Annotated in this window: 27 protein-coding genes; 18 read left to right on the forward strand and 9 right to left on the reverse strand. The window is 72.4% G+C overall.

Features of this window, described 5'->3' with window-relative positions:
• Positions 1–33: 33 nt before the first annotated feature.
• The gene (gene aceB, locus ACIBTU_RS13945) at positions 34–1,656 is read right to left on the reverse strand and encodes a malate synthase A (protein ID WP_399126312.1); all 1,623 of its coding nucleotides are present in this window, start codon (positions 1,654–1,656) and stop codon (positions 34–36) included.
• Positions 1,657–1,851: 195 nt separating this feature from the next.
• Positions 1,852–2,451, reverse strand: a complete 600-nt coding sequence (locus ACIBTU_RS13950) for an NTP transferase domain-containing protein (protein WP_399126313.1) — start codon at positions 2,449–2,451, stop codon at positions 1,852–1,854.
• A gap of 167 nt (positions 2,452–2,618) precedes the next feature.
• Between ACIBTU_RS13950 and ACIBTU_RS13955 the strand changes: the two genes are divergently transcribed.
• Positions 2,619–2,921, forward strand: a complete 303-nt coding sequence (locus tag ACIBTU_RS13955; RefSeq protein ID WP_188341222.1) for a DUF5955 family protein — start codon at positions 2,619–2,621, stop codon at positions 2,919–2,921.
• A 179-nt stretch (positions 2,922–3,100) separates the two neighbouring features.
• Here the strand turns inward: ACIBTU_RS13955 and ACIBTU_RS13960 are convergent, their stop codons facing one another.
• Entirely contained in the window at positions 3,101–4,567 is a 1,467-nt protein-coding gene (locus ACIBTU_RS13960) for a PLP-dependent aminotransferase family protein (RefSeq protein ID WP_399126314.1), read from the reverse strand.
• Positions 4,568–4,659: 92 nt separating this feature from the next.
• Between ACIBTU_RS13960 and ACIBTU_RS13965 the strand changes: the two genes are divergently transcribed.
• Positions 4,660–5,163 carry a universal stress protein gene (locus ACIBTU_RS13965; protein ID WP_399126315.1) on the forward strand — a complete coding sequence of 168 codons (504 nt, stop codon included), beginning with the start codon at positions 4,660–4,662 and terminating at the stop codon, positions 5,161–5,163.
• 198 nt (positions 5,164–5,361) lie between these two features.
• Here ACIBTU_RS13965 and ACIBTU_RS13970 read toward each other — a convergent pair whose 3' ends face one another.
• Complete coding sequence (locus ACIBTU_RS13970) at positions 5,362–5,985, reverse strand: response regulator (RefSeq protein WP_399126316.1); 624 nt, start codon at positions 5,983–5,985, stop codon at positions 5,362–5,364.
• Entirely contained in the window at positions 5,982–7,166 is a 1,185-nt protein-coding gene (locus tag ACIBTU_RS13975) for a sensor histidine kinase (RefSeq protein WP_399126317.1), read from the reverse strand. The genes ACIBTU_RS13970 and ACIBTU_RS13975 overlap by 4 nt, the downstream gene beginning before the upstream one ends.
• A gap of 137 nt (positions 7,167–7,303) precedes the next feature.
• On the opposite strand from ACIBTU_RS13975, the gene ACIBTU_RS13980 reads away from it, so the two are divergent.
• Together ACIBTU_RS13980 and ACIBTU_RS13985 are read left to right on the forward strand one after the other, a co-directional pair.
• The gene (locus ACIBTU_RS13980; protein ID WP_399126318.1) at positions 7,304–8,365 is read left to right on the forward strand and encodes an ABC transporter permease; all 1,062 of its coding nucleotides are present in this window, start codon (positions 7,304–7,306) and stop codon (positions 8,363–8,365) included.
• Positions 8,362–9,042, forward strand: coding sequence for an ABC transporter ATP-binding protein (locus ACIBTU_RS13985; protein ID WP_399126319.1), 681 nt, complete (start codon positions 8,362–8,364; stop codon positions 9,040–9,042). Before ACIBTU_RS13980 ends, ACIBTU_RS13985 begins: the two co-directional genes overlap by 4 nt.
• Positions 9,043–9,214: 172 nt before the next feature.
• On the opposite strand, the gene ACIBTU_RS13990 is transcribed toward ACIBTU_RS13985, so the two are convergent.
• Positions 9,215–10,027 (reverse strand): IclR family transcriptional regulator, encoded by an 813-nt coding sequence (locus ACIBTU_RS13990; protein WP_399126320.1) that lies wholly within the window; start codon positions 10,025–10,027, stop codon positions 9,215–9,217.
• A 208-nt stretch (positions 10,028–10,235) separates the two neighbouring features.
• Between ACIBTU_RS13990 and allB the strand changes: the two genes are divergently transcribed.
• On the forward strand, positions 10,236–11,576 hold the full coding sequence (gene allB, locus ACIBTU_RS13995; protein WP_399126321.1) for an allantoinase AllB: 1,341 nt from the start codon (positions 10,236–10,238) through the stop codon (positions 11,574–11,576).
• An 81-nt stretch (positions 11,577–11,657) separates the two neighbouring features.
• On the opposite strand, the gene ACIBTU_RS14000 is transcribed toward allB, so the two are convergent.
• A complete protein-coding gene (locus ACIBTU_RS14000) occupies positions 11,658–12,437 on the reverse strand; it encodes an SDR family oxidoreductase (protein WP_399126322.1) in 780 nt (259 codons plus the stop codon).
• 145 nt (positions 12,438–12,582) lie between these two features.
• On the opposite strand from ACIBTU_RS14000, the gene ACIBTU_RS14005 reads away from it, so the two are divergent.
• The gene (locus ACIBTU_RS14005; protein ID WP_399126323.1) at positions 12,583–12,996 is read left to right on the forward strand and encodes a ribonuclease; all 414 of its coding nucleotides are present in this window, start codon (positions 12,583–12,585) and stop codon (positions 12,994–12,996) included.
• Here ACIBTU_RS14005 and ACIBTU_RS14010 read toward each other — a convergent pair.
• The gene (locus ACIBTU_RS14010) at positions 12,993–13,238 is read right to left on the reverse strand and encodes a hypothetical protein (RefSeq protein ID WP_399126324.1); all 246 of its coding nucleotides are present in this window, start codon (positions 13,236–13,238) and stop codon (positions 12,993–12,995) included. The genes ACIBTU_RS14005 and ACIBTU_RS14010 overlap by 4 nt on opposite strands.
• Positions 13,239–13,417: 179 nt before the next feature.
• Here ACIBTU_RS14010 and ACIBTU_RS14015 point away from each other — a divergent pair, with 179 nt between their 5' ends.
• The 3 genes from ACIBTU_RS14015 (at position 13,418) to ACIBTU_RS14025 (ending at position 16,734) form a co-directional block, all read left to right on the forward strand.
• Positions 13,418–14,689: a histidine kinase gene (locus tag ACIBTU_RS14015; protein WP_399126325.1), complete on the forward strand. Its 1,272-nt coding sequence runs from the start codon at positions 13,418–13,420 to the stop codon at positions 14,687–14,689.
• Positions 14,690–14,774: 85 nt separating this feature from the next.
• On the forward strand, positions 14,775–15,440 hold the full coding sequence (locus ACIBTU_RS14020; RefSeq protein WP_399126326.1) for a response regulator: 666 nt from the start codon (positions 14,775–14,777) through the stop codon (positions 15,438–15,440).
• 106 nt (positions 15,441–15,546) lie between these two features.
• Positions 15,547–16,734, forward strand: coding sequence for a cytochrome P450 (locus ACIBTU_RS14025; protein WP_399126327.1), 1,188 nt, complete (start codon positions 15,547–15,549; stop codon positions 16,732–16,734).
• A 223-nt stretch (positions 16,735–16,957) separates the two neighbouring features.
• Here the strand turns inward: ACIBTU_RS14025 and ACIBTU_RS14030 are convergent, their stop codons facing one another.
• A complete protein-coding gene (locus ACIBTU_RS14030; RefSeq protein WP_399126328.1) occupies positions 16,958–17,956 on the reverse strand; it encodes a Gfo/Idh/MocA family oxidoreductase in 999 nt (332 codons plus the stop codon).
• A 142-nt stretch (positions 17,957–18,098) separates the two neighbouring features.
• Here ACIBTU_RS14030 and ACIBTU_RS14035 point away from each other — a divergent pair, with 142 nt between their 5' ends.
• The 9 genes from ACIBTU_RS14035 to ACIBTU_RS14075 all read left to right on the forward strand — a co-directional run bounded on the left by ACIBTU_RS14035 (position 18,099) and on the right by ACIBTU_RS14075 (position 26,258).
• A complete protein-coding gene (locus ACIBTU_RS14035; RefSeq protein ID WP_399126329.1) occupies positions 18,099–18,863 on the forward strand; it encodes a GntR family transcriptional regulator in 765 nt (254 codons plus the stop codon).
• A 153-nt stretch (positions 18,864–19,016) separates the two neighbouring features.
• On the forward strand, positions 19,017–20,015 hold the full coding sequence (locus ACIBTU_RS14040; RefSeq protein WP_399126330.1) for a sugar ABC transporter substrate-binding protein: 999 nt from the start codon (positions 19,017–19,019) through the stop codon (positions 20,013–20,015).
• A 140-nt stretch (positions 20,016–20,155) separates the two neighbouring features.
• Positions 20,156–21,160 (forward strand): sugar ABC transporter substrate-binding protein, encoded by a 1,005-nt coding sequence (locus ACIBTU_RS14045; protein ID WP_399126331.1) that lies wholly within the window; start codon positions 20,156–20,158, stop codon positions 21,158–21,160.
• Entirely contained in the window at positions 21,157–22,224 is a 1,068-nt protein-coding gene (locus ACIBTU_RS14050) for an ABC transporter permease (protein WP_399126332.1), read from the forward strand. Before ACIBTU_RS14045 ends, ACIBTU_RS14050 begins: the two co-directional genes overlap by 4 nt.
• A 53-nt stretch (positions 22,225–22,277) precedes the next feature.
• Positions 22,278–23,102, forward strand: coding sequence for an ATP-binding cassette domain-containing protein (locus ACIBTU_RS14055; RefSeq protein ID WP_399126576.1), 825 nt, complete (start codon positions 22,278–22,280; stop codon positions 23,100–23,102).
• 273 nt (positions 23,103–23,375) lie between these two features.
• Complete coding sequence (locus tag ACIBTU_RS14060) at positions 23,376–24,503, forward strand: ROK family glucokinase (RefSeq protein WP_399126333.1); 1,128 nt, start codon at positions 23,376–23,378, stop codon at positions 24,501–24,503.
• Between the two features lie 46 nt (positions 24,504–24,549).
• Positions 24,550–25,128 (forward strand): sugar kinase, encoded by a 579-nt coding sequence (locus ACIBTU_RS14065; protein ID WP_399126334.1) that lies wholly within the window; start codon positions 24,550–24,552, stop codon positions 25,126–25,128.
• A 94-nt stretch (positions 25,129–25,222) separates the two neighbouring features.
• Positions 25,223–25,621 (forward strand): STAS domain-containing protein, encoded by a 399-nt coding sequence (locus ACIBTU_RS14070; RefSeq protein ID WP_399126335.1) that lies wholly within the window; start codon positions 25,223–25,225, stop codon positions 25,619–25,621.
• 49 nt (positions 25,622–25,670) lie between these two features.
• Entirely contained in the window at positions 25,671–26,258 is a 588-nt protein-coding gene (locus tag ACIBTU_RS14075; protein WP_399126336.1) for a MarR family winged helix-turn-helix transcriptional regulator, read from the forward strand.
• Positions 26,259–26,276: the final 18 nt, after the last annotated feature.

Below are 26,276 nucleotides of genomic sequence, written 5' to 3' on the forward strand. Positions count from 1 at the left end.
TGTGCGGTGCCGGGGGCCAATGGTGCGGGTCGGTCAGCGGAGCTGCTCGTACGCGGGAAGGGTCAGGAAGTCCGCGTAATCGGCGTCCAGGGAGACCTGGAGCAACAGGTCATGGGCCTGCTGCCACTTGCCGGCCGCGAAGGCCTCCTCGCCGATCTCGGCCTTGATCTTCGCGAGCTCCTCGGCGGCGACGGTGCGCGCCAGCTCGGCGGTCGCGGTCTGCCCGTTCTCGAAGACGACACCCGCGTTGATCCACTGCCAGATCTGCGAGCGCGAGATCTCGGCGGTGGCGGCGTCCTCCATCAGGTTGAAGATGGCGACGGCGCCGAGGCCGCGCAGCCACGCCTCGATGTAGCGGATGCCGACCTGGACGGCGTTGACCAGGCCGTCGTACGTGGGCTTCGCGTCGAGCGAGTCGATGGCGATGAGGTCGCCGGGAGCGACGGAGACGTCCTCGCGCAGGCGGTCCTTCTGGTTCGGCTTGTCGCCGAGGACCTTGTCGAAGGACTCCATGGCGATCGGGACCAGGTCGGGGTGGGCGACCCAGGAGCCGTCGAAGCCGTCGCCGGCCTCGCGGTCCTTGTCGGCGCGGACCTTCTCGAACGCGACCTTGTTGACCTCGGCGTCCTTGCGGGACGGGATGAAGGCCGCCATGCCGCCGATGGCGTGGGCACCGCGCTTGTGGCAGGTGCGCACGAGCAGCTCGGTGTAGGCACGCATGAACGGCGCGGTCATCGTGACCAGGTTGCGGTCCGGCAGGACGAACTTGGCGCCGCCGTCACGGAAGTTCTTGACGATGGAGAACAGGTAGTCCCAGCGGCCGGCGTTCAGGCCCGCGGCGTGGTCGCGCAGCTCGTAGAGGATCTCCTCCATCTCGTACGCGGCCGTGATCGTCTCGATGAGGACGGTGGCGCGGACGGTGCCCTGCGGGATGCCGACGTAGTCCTGGGCGAAGACGAAGATGTCGTTCCAGAGGCGGGCCTCCAGGTACGACTCCGTCTTCGGGAGGTAGAAGTACGGGCCCTTGCCGAGCTCGATGAGGCGCTTGGCGTTGTGGAAGAAGTACAGGCCGAAGTCGACGAGGGCGCCGGGGACCGGCTTGCCGCTCTCGTCCACCACGTGGCGCTCCTCGAGGTGCCAGCCGCGCGGGCGCATCACGACGGTCGCGAGCTGGTCGGCGTCCTTGAGGGCGTACGACTTGCCGGTGCGCTCGTCGGTGAAGTCGATGGAGCGGTTGTAGGCCGCGGTCAGGTTCAGCTGACCACCGACGACGTTCTCCCAGGTGGGGGCCGAGGCGTCCTCGAAGTCGGCCAGCCACACGCGGGCGCCCGAGTTCAGGGCGTTGATCGTCATCTTGCGGTCGGTGGGGCCGGTGATCTCGACGCGGCGGTCGTTCAGCGCGGCCGGGGCCTCGGCGACCTTCCACGAGTCGTCCGCGCGGATCGCGGCGGTCTCGGGGCGGAAGTCGAGCGTGGAGGTGCGGGCGATCTCGGCGCGGCGCTCGGCGCGGCGGGCGAGGAGCTCGTCACGCCGCGGCGTGAACAGCCGGTGCAGCTCGGCCACGAAGGCGAGGGCCGCATCGGTGAGCACCTCGTCCTGCCGGGGCAGGGGCTCGGCGTCGACGATGGCCAGCGGGGACGGCGCTGGTGCGGACATGAGGCTGTCACTTCCTTCAGCGAACGGACGCGTGCGGCACTCGGTGCCGGGGCGCCTGGGTATGGCTGCTGGCCCCGCTTCCGGGGACCGGCCCTTCTGAGAAGTGGATACTAGTTTCCTTATCGTGGAAGTTCAAGGTTTGTTGATGTCGAGATTCTCTGAGTCGACAGAACGTGGCGCTCGGTGCCACCTCTCTTACTCAAGGTGGCCGAGATCGGCTTCGGTGTCGATGTCGAACGCCTCCGCGACGTCCCCGCACTCGACGAGCTCCACGGCACCACGGTGCTCCTTCAGATAGGCCCGCGCACCACGGTCCCCGGTGGCGCTCGCCGTGATCCCCGCCCAGTGCTCCCGTCCGAACAGCACCGGATGCCCCCGTTCCCCGTTGTGCGAGGCCGCCACCAGGGAGGCAGGAGAGCGGTACGCCTCCCGGACCCGGGCCACCGCCGCGGCCCCGATGCCCGGCTGGTCCACCAGGAGGACGAGCGCCGCGTCGGCGCCGGTCGCCGCCAGCGACTCCAGACCCGCCCGCAGCGAGGACCCCATGCCCTCGGCCCACTCCGGATTCGTCACCGCCGTCACCCCGTCCAGCCGTGCCCGCTCCCGTACGGTGTCGGCCGCCGCCCCGAGCACCACGTGCAGCGGGCCGCAACCGCCCGCCCGCAGCACCTCCAGCGCGTGCTCCACCAGCGGCCGGCCGCGATGCGTCAACAGAGCCTTCGGGCGCCCGCCGAGCCGCCGGCCACCGCCCGCCGCCAGCAACAGCCCCGCCACCTGCGCCTTGTTCGTCGTCATGGCTCCTGCATACCGCACCCGATGAGGTTGCCTTGCGCAACGGGCTGGCGGAGCGGCCATGTGTGGCGTTAACTGGGCGCCCACAAAGCCCGGTTGAGCTTTTTGGGTGACGTCCGCCAGGGGTGCACGCACAACGATGTGCGAGGGGGAGAGCTGTGTTGCGGAGCGTGGAGCAGGGGCGGGTGACGGGCAGCGGCGAGGATCCGCGGGTGGCCGAGCTGCGCACCGCGGTGTCCCGGCTGCGGCGCGAACTCGCCGGGTACGCCGTGGAGTTTCCGGACCGGGGTATCGCGGAGGACGAGTTGGCGGCGCTCGATGCGATGGCCCGGGGCGGGGTGCCGGAGGTTCCCCGGTTACGCCGGTCGTTGCTCCTTGTCGCGGGGGCCGTCGGTTCGGTCTCGGCGCTTTCCGCTGCGCTGGCTCAGGTGCGGGGCGCAGTGGAGCTGTTCGGCGGCCCGCCGCGGGGTTGATCGTCTCGTCGCCGGGTGCGGGCCGGTGGGGCTTCTCGCGCAGTTCCCCGCGCCCCTGAAATGCACGCCCTCCGGGCGGCATTTCCCCGATAGAGGCTGAGCGGCGAAGCCGCTCGCCTCTAGGGGCGCGGGGAACTGCGCGATCAGCCCCCACCGGCCCGCACCCGGCAATGGACGCATCAGGCCACCCACGGGGGCCGGCCCGGGGCAACGTCACCCCCCGCCAAACCCTCGGAGAGACCCGTCGCGATACGCCGGATCGCCTCCTCAGCCACCTCCGCCGGCTGCGTATAGGGAAACCGCAACCGATGCTCGAAGGTCCCCGGATCCGCCCCGAAGCGGGACCCGCCTTCGATCCGTACCCCGTGCCGGAGGGCCCCCTGCGCGAGCGCCGACGCGATCGGCCGCCCCAGATCGACCCACAGCGACAGACCCCCCGCCGGCAACCGCCACCGCCACTCGGGAAACACCTCACCGAGCCGCTCCACGAGATGATCCCGCTGCGCCCGCAGGATCGGCAGCCGGCGCCGCAGAATCTCCTCCTCCCGCTCGAGCAGCCGCCCCGCGACCAGCTGATCGAGCACCGAGCCCGACATGTCGGCCGTCACGCGGAGCGTCGTGAGCTCGGTGATGAGCCGCGTCCCCGCCCGCACCCAGCCGACCCGCAGCCCGCTCCAGTGTCCCTTGCTCAGCGAGCCGACGGTGACGATCTGCTCGCCGCCGCCCCCGGTGGCCAGCGCCGCGAACGGCGGCGGCGTCGGCACGTCGAGCGCGATGTCCGCCACCGTCTCGTCGATGACCAGCCAGGTGCCGGTCGCCCGCGCCGCGGCGAGCAGCCGTTGCCGCGTCTCGGTCGGCATCACCCGGCCCGTCGGGTTCTGGAAGTCGGGGATCAGATACGCGAGCCGGGGCGCGCCCTGCCGCAGCGTCGCCTCCATCAACTCGGAGTCCCAGCCGTCCGCCGACACCGGCACGGGCACCGTGCGCAGCCCCAGCCGCCGGATCACCGAGAGCGCGTTCGCGTACGAGGGATTCTCGACCATGATCCGGTCGCCGGGGCGGCCGAGCAGGGTCAGGGTCAGCGACACCGCCTGCTGGGCGCCGGTCGTGACGAGGATCTGGTCGGGCAGCGTCGGCAGCCCGCGCCGCGTGTACCGCTCGGCGATCGCGGCCCGCAGCTCGGGAAGCCCGTACGGGTGGTAGCCCGCGGTCTCCGCGTGCCGGGTCACGTCGGGCGCCGCCGCCAGGTAGGCCGCCGACAGCTCGTCCGCGAGCGCGCCCGGCGCGGCGATCGCCAGGTCGATCACGTCGTCGCCCGCCGCCGGGGTCGCCACGCTCGTCGGCCGCACCCCGTCGGGCAGCTCGGTCCAGGTGCCGGCGCCGCGCCTGCTGCGCGCGTAACCGCTCTCCCGCAGCAGGTCGTACGCGGCGGTCACGGTGGCCCGGCTCACCCCGAGCGCCGCCGCGAGCTCGCGCTCCGCGGGCAGTCGGGCGTGCAGGGCGATCCGGCCGTCGAGCAGCAGTGTCCGTACGCCCTGGGCCAGGGCCCGGTAGCCGGGGCGCTCGCCGGTCACCCCCGTCACGAGCGTGCCGAGCCGTCTGCTGCCCAGTACGACCGCCGAACCGTCCACGCCGCCACCTGCCATGCCACATCTCCGATATTGGCCCTGCCGTCCAGACCAATCAGCCTACAGAATCCAAGCCAGTGGCCTGGTACGGGAGTGAAGGAGGCAGGGGCATGGGGACCGGCAGGAGCGGTCGGGTCGTGGTCGGCGTCGGGGGATCGGCCGCGAGCCTGGGGGCCTTGCGCGTCGCTGCCGCGGAGGCGGGGCGGTCGGGGCGGGCGCTCGTCGTGGTGCTGGCCTGGGAGCCGCCCGAGGGGGAGGGGCTGTACCGGCGCTGGCCCGATCCTCAGTGGGCGCGGCACTGGTACGGGGAGGCGCGGCGGGAGCTGGCCCGTGCGGTGTCGCGTGCGCTCGGCGGGGTTCCGGAGGGGCTGGACGTGGAGCTCCGGGTGGTCCGCGAGCGGCCCGCGCCGGCGCTCCTGTCCTTCGCCGATCAGCCCGACGACCTCCTCGTCGTCGGCGTCCGGCCGCGCCGCCTGCGTCGGGGGCGGGTCGTTCGTGGGGTGCGGCGGGGGGCGGTGTGTCCTGTCTTGACGGTTCCGCTGCGGGTTGTTCCCCGCGCGGAGCTGCGTGCCCTGCGCCGGGCGACTCCGTCGGACTTCGACCTGAGCCACTGAGAGCTCGGTCCGACCCGTCTCCTCGGAGGGTGCGGCCCGGTGGGGCTTCTCGCGCAGTTCCCCGCGCCCCTGAGATGCGCACTTCGTGCGCGATCTCATCGGGCGCTTGCGCGTCGGGGAAATGCGACCCGAAGGGTCTGCATTTCAGGGGCGCGGGGAACTGCGCGACCAGCCCCCACCGGCCCGCAGCCGCCGACGCTACGGCCGCAGCAACCCCTGCCGCGTCGCCCGCGCAACCGCAGCCGTCCGCGACTCCACCCCGAGCTTCGCGTAGATGTGCACCAGATGGGACTTCACCGTGGCCTGACTGAGGAAGAGCTGACCCGCGATCTCCGCGTTGGACAGTCCGTCCCGTACGAGCTGCAACACCTCCAGCTCACGCCGGCTCAGCGCCTCGGAGGGCGCCCGCATCCGGTCCATCAGGCGGAGCGCGATCGCCGGGGCCAGCGCCGAACGCCCCGAGGCGGCCGTCCGCACCGCCGCCGCCAGCTCCTCCGGCGGCGCGTCCTTCAGCAGATAGCCGGAGGCCCCCGCCTCCACCGCCGCCAGAATGTCCGCGTCCGTGTCGTACGTCGTCAGGACCAGGACGCGCGGCGCGCCCTCGAGCGCCGCGATCCGCTGCGTGGCCTCCGCCCCGTGCATCCCCGTGCCGAACTGCAGGTCCATCAGCACGACATCGATCCCGCCCGCACCGGCCACCTCGACCGCCCGCTCCGCCGTGGCGGCCTCCGCGACGATCTCGAAGTCGGGCTCCGCGTCGAGCACGGCCCGCAGTCCGGCCCGTACGACGGGATGGTCGTCGGCGAGCAGCAGCCGGATCACGCGTCACCCCCGACGGGCACCGGCACCGGCAGGGTCACCGCGACGGCCGTGCCGTGCCCGGGCGCCGACTCGACCGTGAACGTGCCGCCGAGCTCGCGCACCCGCGCCCGCATCGCCGGCAGGCCGAAGCCGCCGTCGCCGGAGACCGCCCGCTCCGGATCGAAGCCGTCTCCGTCGTCCACCACGTCCAGGGCCACCGAGGTCTCCATGAAGCTGAGTGTGATCTCCGCGCGGCGCGCGTGCGCGTGCCGCACCGTGTTGCCGAGCGCCGACTGCGCGATCCGCAGCAGCGCCACCTCGTACGGGGTCGGCAGCTCCAGCGGAGTGCCGCTCACCGTGCACCGGGCGGTCAGGCCCGGCGCGGTCGCGCACAGCCGCTCCAGCGCCCCGGCCAGCGAACCGTGCGCGAGATCCGGCGGTGTGAGCGCCCGGACGAAACGGCGGGCCTCGGCGAGATTGTCCTGCGCCGCCGCCCGCGCCTGCTCGATGTGCGCGGCGGCGGGGGAGTCCCCGGGCAGGTCGCGCTGGGCCGCGCGCAGCAGCAGCTGGATCGAGGACAGGCCCTGCGCCAGCGTGTCGTGGATCTCGCGGGCGAGCCGCTCCCGCTCCGCGAGGGTGCCCGCGGCACGCTCCGCGTCGGCGAGCTCGGCCCGGGTCGCGATCAGCTCCTCGATCAGCCGCCGCCTGCGCTCGCTCTCCCGGTACAGCGCCTGGTAGCCGAGCACGGTCGCCACGGCGACGGCGGCCCCGAGCAGCGGTCCGATGAACGCGCCCGGGTTCACCGCCCCGTCGTGCCCCACGTACGAGGCGATGGCCGCGCCCGCCGCGAGCACCACCGCGGGGACCGCCCAGCGGGCCGGCAGCAGGTGCAGCAGCAGGAAGTACAGCGGGAAGGCCAGCCACAGCGCGTCGGGCGACAGGACGAGGAGCACCGCCCACACCGTGCCGAGGGCGGCCAGCCAGAGCGAGGCGCCCGTCCGGGCGTTCCGCACGGCCGGCACCAGGGAGCCCGCCGCGTAGACGACGCCCATCGCGACGGCGACGGCCACCACCGCCCCGGCCGGCTCGTCGGACCGTCCCGTGGCCGCGCGGACCACGACGAGCGCGAGCAGCCCCGCGGTCAGCAGATGCAGGCAGAGGCGCAGGACGCGCAGGGCGGGGGTGAGTGAACGTGGATCCATACCGCTCACCAGCGTACGGAGCCGGGCGCGACGGTGCGGTCAACCGAAAGTTTGAAAGCCGCCTCCCTCCTTCGATTCGGGTGAAGCGTGCTGTGGCGCGATGCCCGCGCGGGGTCCCTGGCAGGAGGGTGGACCTCATGTTCGTCGCATGGAGAGACCTACGGTTCGCCAGGGGCCGGTTCGCCCTGATGGGGACCGTGATCGTACTGATCACGCTGCTGGTGGGACTGCTGTCGGGACTGACCGCGGGCCTGGCCCGGGACAACACGTCCGCGCTGACCGCACTGCCCGCCGACCACCTCGCCTTCGCCCGGCCCGCCGCCGGGCAGTCGGTGTCCTTCACCGGCTCCGACGTCACGGAGAAACAGTGGCGGGAGCTCGGCGGGCGCCCGGGGGTGGACAGCGCCGAGCCCATCGGGATCCGTACCGTCAACGCCGAGGCGGGGCGGCAGAGCGCGGCCGTGTCCGTGTTCGGCGTGCGGCCGGAGTCCGGACTCGCGCCCGCCGCCACCGGGCCCGGCGCCGTGGTCCTCTCCACGAAGGCCGCCGACGAGCTCGGCGCCGCCCGCGGCGACCGGATCGAGCTGGGCGGGCAGCGGCTCACCGTCGCCGCCGTGTCCGGCCAGGACTCCTACAGCCACACACCCGTCGTCTGGGCCGATCTCGGCGACTGGCAGTCCCTCGCGCACTCGACCGGCGCCACGGTCGTCGCCCTGCGCACCTCGGCCGGGGCGGACCTCGCCGCCGCCGACCGGGCCGCCGGCACGGAGTCGGCGACCATCGAGGGCGCGCTGTCCGCCATAGGCTCCTACCAGGCGGAGAACGGCTCGCTGCAGCTGATGCGCGGCTTCCTCTTCGTGATCTCGGCGCTCGTGGTGGGCGCGTTCTTCACCGTGTGGACGATCCAGCGCAGCGGTGACATCGCCGTCCTGAAGGCGCTCGGCTCCTCCACGCCCTATCTGCTGCGCGACGCGCTCGGGCAGGCCGTCGTGATGCTCGTCGGCGGCACGGCCGTCGGGACCCTGCTCGCCTCGCTCTTCGGGGCGTTCGTGCCGGACGGTGTGCCGTTTGTCCTCGAACCCGTGACCGCGCTCGGCCCCGCCGCGGTGATGACCGTGCTCGGTCTCGTCGGCGCCGCCCTGTCCGTCCGGCGGATCACCGCCGTCGACCCCCTCACCGCCCTCGGGAGCGCCCGATGACCCTGCTGCTCGACGACATCACGCTCACCTACCCGGACGGGGACGGGCGGCTCACCGCGCTCGACCGGGTCGGCCTGGAGGTTCCGGCCGGGACGCTGACCGCCGTGGTCGGCCCCTCGGGCTCCGGGAAGTCCAGCCTCCTCGCGGTCGCCGCGACGCTGGTCACGCCGGACAGCGGGCGGGTCGTGATCGACGGTACGGAGGCGACGGGGCTCAGCCGGGCCGACGCGGCGGCGCTGCGGCGCGGGGCCGTCGGGATCGTCTTCCAGCAGCCCAATCTGCTGCCGTCGCTGACCGCGCTGGAACAGTTGCAGGTCATGGCCCACCTGGGCGGGGGCCGGCCCCGGGACGTACGGGCGCGGGCGGCGGAGCTGCTCGACTCCGTCGGGCTGGCCGAGCAGGCGCACCGGCGGCCGCATCAGCTGTCCGGCGGGCAGCGCCAGCGGGTCAATATCGCGCGGGCGCTCATGAACGGGCCGCGGGTGCTGCTGGTCGACGAGCCGACCAGTGCGCTGGATCATGAACGGGGGGTGGCTGTGCTGGAGTTGATCGGGGGGCTCACGCGGGAGCGCGGGACGGCCACGGTGCTGGTGACTCATGACCGGGGGCATCTCGGGGTTGCCGACCAGGTCGTCGAGATGGTGGACGGGAGCCTGAGCCGAGCCGTGGTCGGCTGACGGCTCGGTGGGGGCTGGTCGCGCAGTTCCCCGCGCCCCTGGAGATGCGCACTTCGTGCGCGATCTCCAGGGGCGCGCGCTCATAGGGGAAATGCGACCCGAAGGGTCTGCATTTCAGGGGCGCGGGGAACTGCGCGACCAGCCCCCACCGAGCGGCACCCGGCGACGAGACCTAAAGCCCCGCCCCGTTGCCGTTACCCGTGTTGGCCAGCGCGGCGGAGAGTTCGCTGGCGACCTGCTGGAGGATGGGGACGATCTTGTCCGTCGCGGCCTCCGTGACGCGGCCCGCGGGGCCGGAGATGGAGATCGCCGCCGCCGTCGGCGAGTCCGGCACGAGCACCGCGAGGCACCGGACTCCTATTTCCTGCTCGTTGTCGTCGACCGCGTACCCGAGCCCGCGCACCTCTTCCAGCGCGTCAAGGAACCCGTCCGGCGTCGTGATCGTCTTCTCGGTCGCCGCCGGCATCCCCGTACGGGCGAGCAGCGCCCGCACCTCATCCGCGGGCGTGTGCGCGAGCAGCGCCTTGCCCACGCCGGTCGAGTGCGGCAGCACACGCCGGCCGACCTCGGTGAACATGCGCATCGAGTGCTTGGAGGGGACCTGGGCCACGTAGACGATCTCGTCGCCGTCGAGCAGCGCCATGTTCGCCGTCTCGCCGGTCTCCTCGACCAGGCGGGCGAGGTAGGGGCGCGCCCAGGTGCCGAGCAGCCGGGAGGCCGACTCGCCGAGGCGGATCAGGCGGGGGCCCAGCGCGTAGCGGCGGTTCGGCTGCTGGCGTACGTAGCCGCAGGCGACCAGGGTGCGCATCAGGCGGTGGATCGTGGGCAGCGGCAGGCCGCTGCTGGCGGAGAGCTCGCTCAGGCCGACCTCGCCGCCGGCGTCGGCCATCCGCTCGAGCAGGTCGAAGGCGCGCTCGAGGGACTGGACACCACCGGCCGCGGGTTTTGCGGGCTCAGTGGTGCTGGCGTGGGACGACGTCGGCACGGCGCGTTCCTTTCGAGGACAGGCAGGCGATGGTGCAGCCTACCCGGCGGTTTCCTTCCGGGTCCTGCCTTGACCCCTAAGTTCGTCGGTAGCTACGTTCTGCGTATCGGAATCATAATTCCACTTTGTGGAAACATCTAGAGCCTTGACGGCTCGCATGTCGGAGTGAAAACTCCTTCAACAGAACGTTGAAATGAGGAGGTCCACGGTGTCGGACGTCGAACTGGTACTGCGCTCGAGCCGCGTCATCACCCCCGAAGGGACGCGGCCCGCTTCGGTCGCCGTCGCCGGCGGGAAGATCGTCGGCGTGCTCGCGCACGACGCCGAGGTGCCGGCCGGTGCCCGCCTCGAGGACTTCGGCGACCATGTGCTGCTGCCCGGCATCGTGGACACGCACGTGCACGTCAACGACCCGGGCCGCACCGAGTGGGAAGGCTTCTGGACGGCCACCCGCGCCGCCGCGGCCGGCGGCATCACGACCCTCGTCGACATGCCGCTCAACTCGCTGCCGCCGACCACCACGGTCGACAACCTGCGCACCAAGCAGGAGGTCGCCGCGGCCAAGGCGCACATCGACGTCGGCTTCTGGGGCGGCGCCCTGCCGGACAACGTCAAGGACCTGCGCCCGCTGCACGAGGCCGGTGTCTTCGGCTTCAAGTGCTTCCTGTCGCCGTCCGGCGTCGACGAGTTCCCGCACCTCGACGCGGACCGGCTGACCGCCTCCATGGCCGAGATCGCCGGCTTCGGCGGCCTGCTCATCGTGCACGCCGAGGACCCGCACGAGCTGGACGTCGCCCCGCACAACAGCGGCCCGAAGTACGACGACTACCTGGCGACCCGCCCGCGCGTCTCCGAGGACGTCGCGATCCGCGGCCTGATCGACACCGCCAAGCGGATCGGCGCCCGCGTCCACATCCTGCACCTGTCGTCCTCCGACGCGCTGCCGCTGATCGCCGCCGCCAAGGCCGAGGGCGTCAAGCTCACCGTCGAGACCTGCCCGCACTACCTCACCCTCACCGCCGAGGAGGTCCCGGACGGCGCCAGCGAGTTCAAGTGCTGCCCGCCCATCCGCGAGGCGGCCAACCAGGACCTGCTGTGGCAGGCGCTGGCCGAAGGCACCATCGACTGCGTCGTCACCGACCACTCGCCGTCCACCGCCGACCTGAAGACCGACGACTTCGCCACCGCGTGGGGCGGCATCTCCGGCCTCCAGCTGAGCCTGTCGGCGATCTGGACCGAGGCCCGCAAGCGCGGCCACTCGCTCGAGGACGTCGTCCGCTGGATGTCCGAGCGCACCTCGGCGCTGGTCGGCCTCGACGACCGCAAGGGCGCCATCGCCGTCGGCCGCGACGCCGACTTCGCCGTCCTCGCCCCCGAGGAGACCTTCACGGTCGACCCGGCCGAGCTCCAGCACCGCAACCGCGTCACCGCCTACGCCGGCAAGACCCTGCACGGTGTCGTCAAGTCGACCTGGCTGCGCGGCGAGCGCATCGTCGCCGACGGCGAGTTCACCGAGCCGCAGGGCAAGCTGCTCGACCGCACCAAGTAAGCGGTCCCGCACAGGACTTGCGGGGCGCACCGGCCTGACAGCACCGGTGCGCCCCGCATTCTCACGCTCCTGTCCGGCGCGTTAAGCGGCGTGCCCGCCGTCCACCGCGAACTCGGCGCCCGTTACGTAACTCCCGCCCGGTCCCGCCAGATGGGCGACCGTCCGCGCGACCTCGTCGGCCGTGCCGAACCGGCCGAGCGCCGTCATCTGCGCCTGGCCCGCCGCGAACGGGCCGCCGGCCGGGTTCATGTCCGTGTCGATCGGCCCTGGATGCACGATGTTCGCCGTGATCCCGCGCCCGCCGAGCTCCCGGGCCAGCGCCTTCGTCAGACCCGTCAGCGCCGACTTGCTCATCGCGTAGAGCGTGCCGCCGGGGCCCGGCACCCGCTGGGTCATGCACGTGCCGATCGTGACGATGCGGCCGCCCGCACCGAGCATCCGCGCCGCGGCCTGCGAGGCGAGGAAGACGCCCCGCACGTTCACCGCGAGCACCCGGTCCACGTCCGCGAGCGTCAGCCCGTCGAGCGGGCCGAGCACCCCGACGCCCACGTTGTTGACCAGCACGTCGAGCCCGCCGAGCCGGTCCGCGACCGTCTCCACGGCCCCGGCCGCCTCCGCCGCGTCCGCCGAGTCGGCCCGCAGTGCGAGCCCGCCGCGCCCCGCCGCCTCGACCCCGCGCACCACCTCCTCGGCCGCCTCCTTGTCCCGTACGTAGGTCACGGCCACGTCGAAACCGTCGCGGGCCAGCCGCAGCGCCGTCGCCGCGCCGATCCCGCGGCCGCCGCCGGTCACCAGAGCCACCTTGCCGTTCATGTCCGCCTCCAGGGCGTGTCGTCGGCTGTCGTCTTCCTGCCCCGCCATTCCAGTCGGCTCCGGCGGCGGAAGCTGGCGGCAATCGGACGCCGTCGCCGCACGGGCTCACGGGGTGTCAGTGCGACGGGTTAACTCCTGGAAAACAAGGCGCAGTTGGTGTTGACGGTTGCTCTACGCGCGTCACACTGAAGGCATGAAGATTCCCCCACGCTTCATCAGCGTCGCCGCGATCGCAGCCGCCCTCTTCCTCGGCGGCCCCGCCACCGTCGCCGCCGAGGCCGCCCCGGCCCCGGTCTCCGCGTCCGTCCTGTCCACCGCCGCCGTCGGCGACATCTGCTACTCGGCCCTGCCCTCGCAGGCGCACGACACCCTGGATCTCATCGAGCAGGGCGGCCCGTACCCGTACGACCAGGACGGCACCGTCTTCCAGAACCGCGAGGGCGTCCTGCCCCAGCAGTCCACCGGCTACTACCACGAGTACACGGTCATCACCCCGGGCTCCCCGACCCGCGGCGCCCGCCGCATCGTGACCGGCGAGCGCAGCCAGGAGGACTACTACACCGCCGACCACTACGCGACGTTCGACCTGGTCGACTTCGGCTGTTAGCCGGCGGACTCCGGCCGCTCGCCCAGGCGGCTCTCGGTGGCCGCGAGGACGGCGATCGCCAGCACGATCAGCGCGACGCTGCCGTACACCTCGCGGCCTTCGAGGAAACCGATGTGCTGGATCAGACCCCAGGTCAGCCGCCCGGTGAACTCGTTCACGAGCCCCGCGACGCCCTGCAGGAGCATGATCCCGCCGACGATCTCCAGAGCCTTGCGCAGCCGCTTCTTCTCCGTCTTGTCCATACCGAGGACTCTCGCCCCGCGGACCCCCCACCCACATCGGCCGCGGGGCGAGGCACGTCCACCACAAGTCGCCTCCCCGGCGGTGCGCGTGCGACCGAAGTTGTTCCTCGTACGACTTCGGTCGCACGCCGGGCGAAAGAAGCGGTCCGGGCCGTTTCCCGTGCGTAGATTTGTCGACCATGGAAGCAAACCGGCAGATCACGCTCCCGGAGCCGGCGGAGCGGACGCGTCCGCCCTGGCGCCGCCGGCCGACGTCCTCCGCCGTCGCCGACGAACTCGACCTCGACTCCGAGGGGCGGCCGGGCCGCCGCCGGCGCACCGCCCGTGACTGGGCCGTCGACTTCGGCTGCTTCTTCGTCGCCGTCCTCCTCGGCCTGACCTTCTCCCAGGAGGTCTGGGACGAACCGGACCTGCCGCGCGCCCTCGCCCTCCTCGACCAGGCGGTCGGCGCCCTCGCCTGCGCGGGAGTCTGGCTGCGGCGGCGCTGGCCGCTCGGCTACGCCGTCGCGATGATCCCCGCCGGATTCCTCTCCGACACGGCGGCCGGCGCCGTCATGATCTCGATCTTCACCGTCGCCGTGCACCGCCCGTTCCGCGACGCCGCCTGGGTCACGGGCGTCTCGGCGGCCCTGCTGCCGTTCTTCTTCTGGTGGCGGCCCGAGGCCGACACCTCGTACGGGGTCTCCGTCGCGTTCACCGCCGTCATCATGATCACGGTGGTCGGCTGGGGCATGTTCGTCCGCTCCCGGCGCCAGCTCCTGCTGTCGCTGCGTGAACGGGCCACGCGCGCCGAGACCGAGGCCGAACTCCGCGCCGAACAGGCCCAGCGCCTGGCCCGGGAGGCCATCGCCCGCGAGATGCACGACGTCCTCGCCCACCGGCTCACCCTGCTCAGCGTGCACGCGGGCGCCCTGGAGTTCCGGCCCGACGCACCCCGCGCGGAGATCGCGCGCGCCGCCGGAGTCATCCGCGAGAGCGCGCACGAGGCGCTCCAGGACCTGCGCGAGATCATCGGCGTGCTGCGCGCCGGCGACCAGGGCGACGAACCCGGGCGCCCGCAGCCCACGCTCGCCGCACTCGACGGGCTCGTCGCCGAGTCCCGAGAGGCCGGCATGAAGGTCGAACTCGACCACCGGGTGGGCGAACCGGCGACCGTCCCCGCCTCCGTCGGACGCACCGCCTACCGCATCGCCCAGGAGGGCCTCACCAACGCCCGCAAGCACGCGCCCGGCGCCGAGGTCACCGTCACCGTCGACGGCGCCCCCGGCGACGGCCTCACGGTCGCCGTCACCAATCCGCCGCCGCCCGGCCCGGTCCCGCACGTGCCCGGCTCGGGACAGGGCCTGATCGGCCTCACCGAACGCGCCACCCTCGCCGGCGGCCGCCTCGACCACGGCCCCGGCCCCGACGGGGGCTTCGCCGTGCGGGCCTGGCTCCCATGGCCCGGATGACACCCCGGCGCGGCGCCGGTGAACCGCTCCGGCCGCTTTCGCCGACCTTGATCTTCGTGATCCCGGTGATGACTACGGTGGGGCCATGAACCCGATCCGACTGCTGCTCGTCGACGACGACGCCCTCGTCCGCTCCGGCCTCACCCTCATGCTGGGCGGCGCCGACGACGTCGAGATCGTCGGAGAGGCCTCCGACGGGGCGCGGGCCCTCGAACTCGCCGCCACGGCACGGCCCGACGTCGTCCTCATAGACATCCGGATGCCGGTCATGGACGGGCTCACCGCCACGGAACGGCTGCGCGCGGCGCCCGACGCCCCCGAGGTCGTCGTCCTCACCACCTTCCACGCCGACGAACAGGTCCTGCGCGCCCTGCGCGCAGGCGCCGCCGGCTTCGTCCTCAAGGACGCCACACCGGCCGAGATCCTCGGCGCGGTGCGCAGCGTCGCGGCCGGCGACCCCGTCCTCTCCCCGGCCGTCACCCGGCAGTTGATGACCCACGCCGCCGCGTCCGAGCGCGAGACCCGCTCCGCGCGGGCCCGCGCGCGCGTCGGCCTGCTCGCCGACCGCGAGCGCGACGTCGCCCTCGAGGTCGGCCGCGGCAAGTCCAACGCGGAGATCGCCGCGACCCTCTACATGAGCGTCGCCACCGTCAAGACCCACGTCTCCCGCGTCATGACGAAGCTGGACCTCAACAACCGGGTGCAGATCGCCCTGCTCGTGCACGACGCGGACCTGCTCGACGCGCCCTGACCCGTTCAATTCCCGGCCGGTCCAAGGATGTTCGGGGAACCCCGGGCGGGCCGGGGGAGTTGGACAAGGGACGACCGGACAGACGGCGAGAGGAAGGCCACGGCACATGGGCGCAGCACGAGGACCGGTGGACCTGGAGGAGTACGCGGACGGAGCCGAGGGATTCTGGGCCGACCCGTACCCCACGTACGAGCGGCTGCGGAAGCTCGGCCCCGTCCACCACGTACGCGTGCCGGGCCCCGAGCCGCGCCAGGACCTGTGGCTCGTCGTCGGGCACGAGGCCTCCCGCGCCGCGTTCACCGACCCCCGCCTCGTCAAGACCACCCCCGGCGTACGGGAGATGGACCCGATCGGCCGCCACCTCCTGGTCGCCGACCCGCCCGAGCACGGACGGCTGCGCGCCCTCGTGACCCGCGAGTTCACCCCCCGCCGGGTGGAGGCGCTCGCCCCGCGCATCCAGAAGATCACCGACGAGCTGCTCGACGCGATGGTGCCGCTCGGCTCCGCCGACCTCATCGAGGCCCTCGCCTTCCCGCTCCCGTTCGCCGTCATCTGCGAGCTGCTCGGCGTGCCCGACATCGACCGCGACCGGTTCCGCCGCATGTCGACCGAGGTCGTCGCGCCGACCGCCGCGCCCGACGGCACGCTGATGCTGGAACTCATCGAGTTCTTCGACGCGTTGATCGAGGACAAGCGGTCCTCCGCACCCGCCGACGACCTGCTCGGCGCCCTCATCCGCACCACCGCCGAGGACGGCGACCGGCTCTCGCCCACCGAACTGCGCGGCATGGCCTTCCTGCTCCTCATCGCGGGCCACGAGACGACGGTGAACCTGATCGGCAACGGCGTACGCGCGCTGCTCGACCACCCCGAGCAGCTCGCCGCGCTGCGGGACGACATGTCGCTGCTCGACGGGGCGGTGGAGGAGATGCTGCGCTACGACGGGCCGGTCGAGACCTCCACGTACCGCTTCTCCTCGGCGCCGGTCGAGATCGGCGGCACGGTGATTCCGGAGGGGCAGCCGGTGCTCATCGGGATCGGGACGGGTGGGCGGGACCCGGAGCGGTTCGCGGCGCCGGACACGTTCGACATCCGGCGGGACGCGCGCGGGCATCTGGCGTTCGGGCACGGCATCCACTACTGCCTCGGCGCTCCGCTGGCCCGGCTGGAGGGACGGGTCGCCCTGCGGGCGCTGCTCGAACGGTGCCCTGGGCTCCGCCTGGAGCAGGTGCCTGGGGAGTGGCTGCCGGGGATGCTGATGCGCGGGGTGCGCTCGCTCCGGGTCCGCTGGTAGGGGGGGCGGCGGCTTCGGCTTCCAGCTCGGCGGGTTCCGCGTGTGTGCCGGGTGCGGCCCCGGTGGGGGCTGGTCGCGCAGTTCCCCGCGCCCCTGGAGATGCGCACTTCGTGCGCGATCTCCATCGGGCGGTCACCCGTCGGGGAAATGCGACCCGAAGGGTCTGCATTTCAGGGGCGCGGGGAACTGCGCGACCAGCCCCCACCGGACCCGCAGCCGCGCATCAGGCGCCGCGTACCTCGTCCAGGCGGACAACGCGGCGCTCCGCGCGGGACAGCTCACACGCCTCGGCCACCCGCAGAGCGGCCAGCGCCTCCCACCCGTCGCACGGATTGTCCCGCTCGCCCCGGGCCACCCCCACGAACGCCTTCAGCTCCGCCTCGTACGCCGGGGCGAACCGCTCCAGGAATCCGGGCCACGGCTTGGGCGCGGCCCGCGGCCCCTCCGGTTCCGTGGAGGCGATCGGCGTACGGTCGTCGAGGCCGACGACGACCGTGTCCCGCTCGCCCGAGAGCTCCATGCGCACGTCGTACCCCGCGCCGTTGCATCGCGTCGCCGTCGCCGTCGCGAGCGTCCCGTCGTCCAGGGTCAGGACGACCGCCGCCGTGTCCACGTCCCCGGCCTCGCGGAACATGGGCGGACCCGCGTCCGACCCCGTCGCGTACACCTCGACGATCTCCCGGCCGGTGACCCAGCGCAGCGCGTCGAAGTCGTGCACCAGACAGTCCCGGTACAGCCCGCCGGACAGCGGCAGATACGCGGCCGGTGGCGGCGCCGGGTCCGAGGTCATCGCCCGCACGGTGTGCACCCGGCCGAGCCGGCCGTCGCGCACGGCGGCCCGCGCCGCCGTGTACCCGGCGTCGAAGCGCCGCTGGAACCCGAGCTGCAGCACGGTGCCCGCCGCCTCCACCTCCCGCAGCGCGGCCAGCGTCCCCGGCAGGTCGAGGGCGATGGGCTTCTCGCAGAAGACGGGGAGACCGGCCCGCGCGGCCCGCCCGATCAGCTCCGCGTGCGCGGAGGTCGCCGCGGTGATCACCAGCGCGTCCACGCCCCACCTGAAGATCTCGTCGACGCTCGGCGCGGCCGTCGCGCCGATCCGCTCGGCGAGCGCCTGGGCCCGCCCGGGCTCGGCGTCGGTGACGACGATCGAGCCCACCTCACGCTCCAGAACCCCCGCGTGAAAGGTGCCGATCCGGCCCGTTCCGATCAGTCCGATGCGCATGGGACTCAACGTGCCGCCCCGCCGAGGTGCTGTCAATCCTTTGTCCTGACAAACACCCGTCCGCCCGGCCCGCCGTCTCCCAGCCGTTTTGTCCGGACAACCGGACTTCCCGTCAACCGTTCCCGCCGCTAACCTCGCCCGCGTGGCCAAACCCGTAGCCGACCCGACCGGCACCCTGGAGCTCGGCGTCGACCGCAGCAGCCCGGTGCCGCTCTACTTCCAGCTGTCCCAGCAGCTGGAGGCGGCGATCGAGCGCGGCGCGCTGACCCCGGGCAGCCTGCTCGGCAACGAGATCGACCTCGCGGGCCGGCTCGGCCTGTCCCGGCCCACCGTCCGCCAGGCCATCCAGGCCCTCGTCGACAAGGGGCTGCTCGTGCGCCGCCGCGGCGTCGGCACCCAGGTCGTGCACAGCCAGGTCCGCCGCCCCCTCGAACTCAGCAGCCTCTACGACGACCTCGCCGCCGCCGGACAGCGCCCCGAGACCCGCGTCCACGCCAACATCCTCGTGCCCGCCACCGCCGAGGTCGCCGCCGAACTCGGTGTGGCCGAAGGCGAGCTGGTGCACCGCGTCGAGCGGCTGCGGCTGGCCCACGGCGAGCCCGTCGCGTACCTGTGCAACCACCTGCCCACCGGACTGCTCGGCCTGGAGGACTCCCGCCTCGAGGCCACCGGCCTGTACCGGCTGATGCGCTCCGCCGGCCTCACCCTGCACAGCGCCCGCCAGTCCATCGGGGCGCGTGCCGCCGGCGCCGCCGAGGCCGGACACCTGGGCGAGGCGGAGGGCGCGCCGCTCCTCACCATGCGGCGCACCACCTTCGACGCCACCGGCCGCGCCGTCGAGTTCGGCGCCCACGTCTACCGGGCCTCCCGCTACTCCTTCGAGTTCCAACTCCTCGTGCGGCCCTGAGGTCTTGAGGTCCAGAGGGCATGAGGACCTGAGGTCCTGGTGCCGGGGCCCTGCGGGGTCCGAATGTTCTGACAATTCCATTGACCGCGCCGCGCGGCCCCCGCTAAAAACACCTCCAGCCGCACGGGGCGGCGGAGGAGAGGTGGCTCGACCATGCTCACGACGCGTACGGCCCGTACGGCCGCGGCCCTCGTCGCGGTGATCGCGCTCGCCGCCGGATGCAGCGGCTCGGGCGGCAAGGACTCCGAGGACACGAGTGACGGCGCGCAGGGCGGCAAGGCCGTCGACACCCCGCGCCTCAAGATCGCGATGATCACACACTCCGGCGAGGGCGACACCTTCTGGGACATCGTGCAGAAGGGGGCCAAGCAGGCCGCCGCCAAGGACAACGTCGACTTCCTCTACTCGAACGACAAGGAGGCCAAGGGCCAGGCCGAGCTGGTCCAGGCCGCGATCGACAAGAAGGTCGACGGGATCGTCGTCACGCTCGCCAAGCCCGAGGCCATGGAGGCCGTCCTCAAGAAGGCGGAGCAGGCGGGCATCCCGGTCGTGTCGATCAACTCGGGCTCCGAGTTCTCCGCGAAGTTCGGCGCGCTCAGCCACATCGGCCAGGACGAGAGCGTCGCCGGCGAGGCCGTCGGCACTCAGCTCGGCAAGGAGGGACGCAAGAAGGTCCTCTGCGTCATCCACGAGCAGGGCAACGTCTCGCTGGAACAGCGCTGCGCCGGCGTCAAGAAGACCTTCGACGGCGACGTCGAGAACCTGAACGTCGACGGCACGAACGCGCCGAGCTCCCAGTCCTCCATCGAGGCCAAGCTCCAGGCCGACCCGTCGATCGACGCCGTGGTCGCACTCGGCGCCCCGATCGCCGCGCTCGCCGTCAAGGCCAAGGACGACGCGGACAGCAAGGCGGAGATCGCCACCTTCGACCTGAACGCCGAGGTGGTACGCCGCCTCAAGGCGAAGGAGGTCGGCTTCGCCGTCGACCAGCAGCCGTACCTCCAGGGGTACCTCGCCGTCGACGAGCTGTGGCTGTACCGGACCAACGCCAACGTGCTGGGCGGCGGCAAGCCCGTCCTCACCGGTCCCGCGCTCGTCACCGGGAAGGACGTACCGCGCCTGGAGAAGTACACCGCGCGCGGTACCCGGTGAACGGATGCATGATCCCCGTGACCCATACTTGTGCGTTTGGGACCGCGAAGCGGTCCCCGGGGACCGGTGAACGGTCCGCCGGGACGGGCCGCGCGCCGGTCCCGGTGAACGACGCAGCAGACCAAGAAGGGCACGGCCTCGTGGCACGGTTTCGGACCTGGGTGAGCATCGCCGTAGCGGGGGCGCTCGGCCTCTCGCTGGCGGGATGCAGCAGCACCGGCGGCAAGCGGGCGGAGGACGCCCGCAAGGCCAGTGCCGCGCGGGGCAAGGCGGCGGTGAGCACCCCGCGCTGGACCTTCGCCATGATCACCCATTCGGGCGATGGCGACACCTTCTGGGACATCGTCCAGAGCGGGGCCGAGGAGGCCGCGCGCAAGGACAACATCAACTTCGTCTACTCGCACAACGACGAGGCCCAGCAGCAGGCGCAGCTCGTGGACGCCGCCGTCGACAAGAAGGTCGACGGCATCATCGTCACACTCGCAAAGCCCGACGCGATGAAGGCGGCCGTGGCCCGCGCCCGCAAGGCCGGCATCCCCGTCATCACGGTGAACTCCGGCTCGGCCGAGTCCAAGAAGTTCGGCGCCCTCACCCACATCGGGCAGGACGAGACGATCGCGGGCGAGGCCGTCGGCGAGGAGCTCAACAAGCGCGGCCGCAAGAAGGCCCTGTGCGTCCTGCACGAGCAGGGCAACGTCGGCCACGAGCAGCGCTGCGCGGGAGCCAAGTCGACCTTCGACGGCAAGATGTCGAACCTGTACGTCGAGGGCACCAACATGCCCGACGTGCAGTCCTCCATCGAGGCCAAGCTGCAGTCCGACAAGTCGATCGACTCGGTCGTCACGCTCGGCGCCCCGTTCGCCGCCACCGCCGTCAAGGCGAAGCAGGACGCGGACAGCAAGGCCGAGATCGACACCTTCGACCTCAACGAGAAGGTCGCCCAGGGCCTCAGGAGCGGCGACCTCGGCTTCGCCGTGGACCAGCAGCCCTACCTCCAGGGCTACGAGGCCGTCGACCTGCTCTGGCTCTACCGGTACAACGCCAACGTGCTCGGCGGCGGCCGACCGGTCCTCACCGGCCCGCAGATCGTGACCAAGGATCAGGCCGCCGAGCTGGAGGAATTCGCGAAGCGGGGGACACGATGACCACCACGGTTCCCGAGAAGCAGCCCGGGCGCGAGCCCGCGGAGCGACTCGACGAACGCCTGATCAAGACCTCGCCGCTGAAGAAACTGATGGGGCGGCCCGAGCTCGGCTCGGTCGTCGGCGCCCTCGCGGTCTTCGTCTTTTTCTCGATCTTCGCCGACAGCTTCCTGCGCGCCTCCAGCCTCGCGACCGTCCTCTACGCGTCCTCGACCCTCGGCATCATGGCCGTGCCGGTGGCGCTGCTGATGATCGGCGGCGAGTTCGACCTGTCGGCCGGTGTCCTCGTGACCTCGTCCGCGCTGGTCTCGTCGATGTTCAGCTACCAGATGACGGCGAACGTCTGGGTCGGCGTCGGGGTGTCCCTGCTGGTCACGCTCGCCATCGGCGCGTTCAACGGCTTCATGCTGACCCGGACGAAACTGCCCAGCTTCATCATCACGCTCGGCACCTTCCTGATGCTGACCGGCATGAACCTGGGCTTCACCAAGCTGATCAGCGGCACCGTCTCCACCAAGTCGATCTCCGACATGGAGGGCTTCGGCTCCGCCAAGGACGTCTTCGCCTCCACGATCACGATCGGCGGCGTCGACTTCAAGATCACCATCCTGTGGTGGCTGGCCCTCGTCCTCGTGGCCACCTGGCTGCTCCTGCGCACCCGCGTCGGCAACTGGATCTTCGCGGTCGGCGGCGACGTCGACTCCGCCCGCGCGGTCGGCGTCCCGGTCAACAAGACCAAGATCGGCCTCTACATGGGCGTCGCGTTCGGCGCCTGGATCTCCGGCCAGCACCTGCTGTTCTCGTTCGACGTCGTCCAGTCCGGCGAGGGCGTCGGCAACGAGCTGATCTACATCGTCGCGGCCGTCATCGGCGGCTGCCTCATCACCGGTGGCTACGGTTCCGCGGTCGGCGCCGCCATCGGCGCGCTGATCTTCGGCATGACCAGCAAGGGCATCGTGTTCGCCGAGTGGAACTCGGACTGGTTCAAGTTCTTCCTCGGAGCGATGCTGCTCCTCGCGACCCTGCTCAACGCGTGGGTCCGCAAGCGCGCGGAGGCGATCAAGTGAGCGGGGACGGGAAGAGCGGGGACGGGAAGAGCGGGGACGAGAAGAGCGGGGACGTGAAGAAGGGCGCGAGCGTGCCGCTGGTCGAGCTGGCCGGGGTCAGCAAGCACTACGGCAACATCCGGGCGCTGGAGGACGTCTCGCTGACCGTGAACGCGGGTGACATCACCTGCGTCCTCGGCGACAACGGCGCGGGCAAGTCCACCCTCATCAAGATCATCGCGGGGCTGCACCAGCACGACGCCGGCTCGTTCGCGATCGAGGGCGAGGAGACGAAGCTCGCCAATCCGCGCGACGCCCTCAACCGGGGCATCGCCACCGTGTACCAGGACCTGGCCGTGGTGCCGCTGATGCCGGTGTGGCGGAACTTCTTCCTCGGCTCCGAGCCGACGAAGGGGAGCGGGCCGTTCAAGCGGCTCGACGTCGACTTCATGCGCCGCACGGCCCACGCGGAGCTGCTCCGCATGGGGATCGACCTGCGGGACGTGGACCAGCCCATCGGCACGCTGTCCGGCGGTGAGCGGCAGTGTGTCGCCATCGCCCGTGCCGTGTACTTCGGCGCGAAGGTGCTCGTGCTCGACGAGCCGACGGCGGCGCTCGGCGTGAAGCAGTCCGGGGTCGTCCTCAAGTACGTGGCCGCGGCGCGGGACGCGGGGCTCGGCGTGGTGCTCATCACGCACAATCCGCACCACGCCTATCTGGTCGGCGATCACTTCATCCTGCTCAAGCGCGGGGCGATGTTCGGGAGCCATGCGCGGGACGAGATCTCGCTGGACGAGCTGACCCGGCAGATGGCCGGGGGCAGCGAGCTGGATGACCTCCGTCACGCCCTGGAACGGGCCCCCGCCCCGCGCCACCTGGGCGGTCCGGGCGCCGCGTAGTCGCCGGGGGCGGTGGCTGGATCGCGGCCGCGGCCCGGTGGGGGCTGGTCGCGCACCGCGGCGGAGCCGCTGATGTCACAGCCCCGCGCCCCTGAAGGCATGCGGCTTCGCCGCGCCTTCATCGGGGAAATGCGACCCGAAGGGTCTGCATTTCAGGGGCGCGGGGAACTGCGCGAGAAGCCCCACCGGCCCGCAGCCGCGACACGACGGCGACGGCCCCCGGGCCATGGGCATCCCGCGAAACGGAGTGCCCCCCGTGGCAGAATCGCGGCAATGAGTACCTACCGTGGCAGCGCCCGCGCGACCGTCCTGCGAACGGTCGGCACGAGGGAACGACGCTCGCACCTGACCGCCCCCCGCGTCCCCACGGTCGGCATCGACATCGGCGGCACCAAGGTGATGGCCGGCGTCGTCGACGCCGACGGCACCATCCTGGAGACGCTGCGCACCGAGACCCCGGACAAGTCGAAGAGCCCGAAGGTCGTCGAGGACACCATCGTCGAGCTCGTCCTGGACCTGTCCGACCGCCACGACGTGCACGCCGTCGGCATCGGCGCCGCCGGCTGGGTCGACGCGGACCGCAACCGCGTCCTGTTCGCCCCGCACCTGTCCTGGCGCAACGAACCCCTGCGCGACCGCCTCTCCGGCCGCCTCTCGGTCCCCGTACTCGTCGACAACGACGCGAACACCGCCGCCTGGGCGGAGTGGCGCTTCGGCGCCGGGCGCGGCGAGGACCACCTCGTCATGATCACGCTCGGTACCGGCATCGGCGGCGCGATCCTGGAGGACGGCCAGGTCAAGCGCGGCAAGTTCGGCGTCGCCGGTGAGTTCGGCCACATGCAGGTCGTGCCCGGCGGGCACCGCTGCCCGTGCGGCAACCGCGGCTGCTGGGAGCAGTACAGCTCGGGGAACGCGCTGGTCAGGGAGGCTCGCGAGCTGGCCGCCGCCGACTCCCCGGTCGCGTACAACATCATCGAGCGGGTCAAGGGCCATGTCCCGGACATCACGGGCCCCCTCATCACGGAGCTGGCCCGCGAGGGCGACGCCATGTGCGTCGAGCTGCTCCAGGACATCGGCCAGTGGCTCGGCGTCGGCATCGCCAACCTCGCCGCGGCCCTCGACCCTTCCTGCTTCGTCATCGGCGGCGGCGTGTCCGCGGCCGACGACCTGCTGATCGGCCCGGCCCGCGACGCGTTCAAGCGCCAGCTGACCGGCCGCGGCTACCGCCCCGAGGCCCGTATCGCCCGCGCCCAGCTCGGCCCCGAGGCCGGCATGGTCGGCGCCGCGGACCTGTCCCGGCTCGTCGCCCGCCGCTTCCGCCGGGCCAAGCGCCGCCGGGTGGAACGCTACGAGCGCTACGAGCGTTATTCCCAGGCGCGCACCGGCGGTGACCAGGACTGACCGGACAGCCGACCGAGACCGTAGTGAAGTGACAGGAAACCCCAGCATGACCACGTCCCGCCCGTCCCCGGCCCCCGACGCGGAACCGCCGCGCGAGGCGGAGGCCCGCGGCCATGTGATCCGCCGCCGCGCCCTCACCCTCCTCACCATCGGGCTGCTCATCGGCATCCCCGCCGGCTACCTGGTGATCTCGGCGAACCAGAGCCGGGACAGCGGCAAGGACAAGGAGGAGAAGTACTCGGCGACGGGCCTCACCATCGGCTGGCCGTCGAAGGTGCAGCGCCGCCTCTACCAGATACCCGTACCGGCCTACTCGCGGGACGTCGCGTACTACGAGACCAACAACTACAAGGTCAGCCGCCTGTACGCGCAGTTCCTCACGAGCAACACGGGCCTCGACAGCTTCCTGCGCAACGTCGGCTCCGACCCGTCCAAGCTGAAGCGGGACGACGAGGCGATCGGCGCGCGGGACCGGCACGTCGCCGGCTGGGACTTCACCGGCCCCGGCCCCTGGTACGGCCTCACGCACGACCAGAAGGACCCCGCGCCCACCCTCAGCGTGGTCGTGAACCGGTCCAACCCCGACCACCCCATGGTCTTCGTCGTCTCGACGACCCACCCCTGACCGACAGCGGGTCCGGTGTGGGACGCCCGGGGATGGGCAGGTGCGCAGAGGTGGGCCCGCGACCGGACGTCGGCCCCGGGACCGAGGGGGACGCGTGGTGCCACCGCGACCGGCCGACAGCGCGCACTGGGAGGACGGCGGCATCCTCGTCGTCGATGTCACGGGTGAGCTCGACGCGGACCGGGCGGACCGGCTGTGCGGGCCGCTCCTGCGGATGGCGCGGATCGGCCAGCGGCACTTCGTCGTGGACCTCGCGGCCGTCGAGTCGGTGCACGCCGACGGCGCCCTGCGCTTCGCCGAGGCCGCCCTGCGGATGGGAGCGGGCGGCGCCGTGCTCGCCGTCGTGGCCCGCACCACCGTGCGCCGCGCCCTCCTCGCCGCGGGCGCCGGACGCCTGACCGGCGGACTGCACCCCACCCTCGCCGACGCCCTCGCCGCCTGCCGGGCCCGGAACGCGGCAGGACGCGGCCGGCCCACCCCGGACTCCGTGTGACGTGAGGGCCGTCGCCGTACCGGACGGGGACGCAGGGTAGAAAGGTGCCATGGCCAGGAAAGCGGCTCCGGCGGAGCGCGGCACAGCAGCGGAGCGCACCGGACGCGAGGCCGGTTCAGGGCACGGGGACGGTGACCTCGACGATGTCGACGCCGTGACGCGTGCCGTGCTGACCGCCTCCCGGGTGCTCGTCGCGCTCTCCGCCCGCTCCCTCGCCGAGGTCGAGGACCGGGTGACGCTCCCTCAGTTCCGCATGCTGGTCGTCCTGTCGACCCGCGGGGCGACCAAACTCGTGGCGCTCGCCGAGCTGTTGGGGGTCGCGCCGTCGACCGCCATGCGGATGGTCGACCGGCTCATCGCGGCCGGTCTCGCCGACCGCCGGATCAACCCGGACAACCGCCGCGAGACCATCCTCCAGCTCACCGACGAGGGCCGGCGCACGGTCGAGCACGTCACCGCGCGCCGCCGCCAGGAGATCGCGGCGATCGTCCAGCGGCTGGCCCCCGAGCGGCGCACCGCCCTCATCGACGCGCTGACCGCCTTCGGCGAGGCGGTCGGGGAGCCCCCGGCGCCGCTCGCCGACGACCCGGCCGGTCTGCCGCACCCGCTCGGCTGGGGCGAGCCCGCGACCGGCTGAGTCCGCGACCGGCTGAGC

The sequence above is a fragment of the Streptomyces sp. NPDC050145 genome, from assembly GCF_044460245.1.
GTDB lineage: Bacteria > Actinomycetota > Actinomycetes > Streptomycetales > Streptomycetaceae > Streptomyces.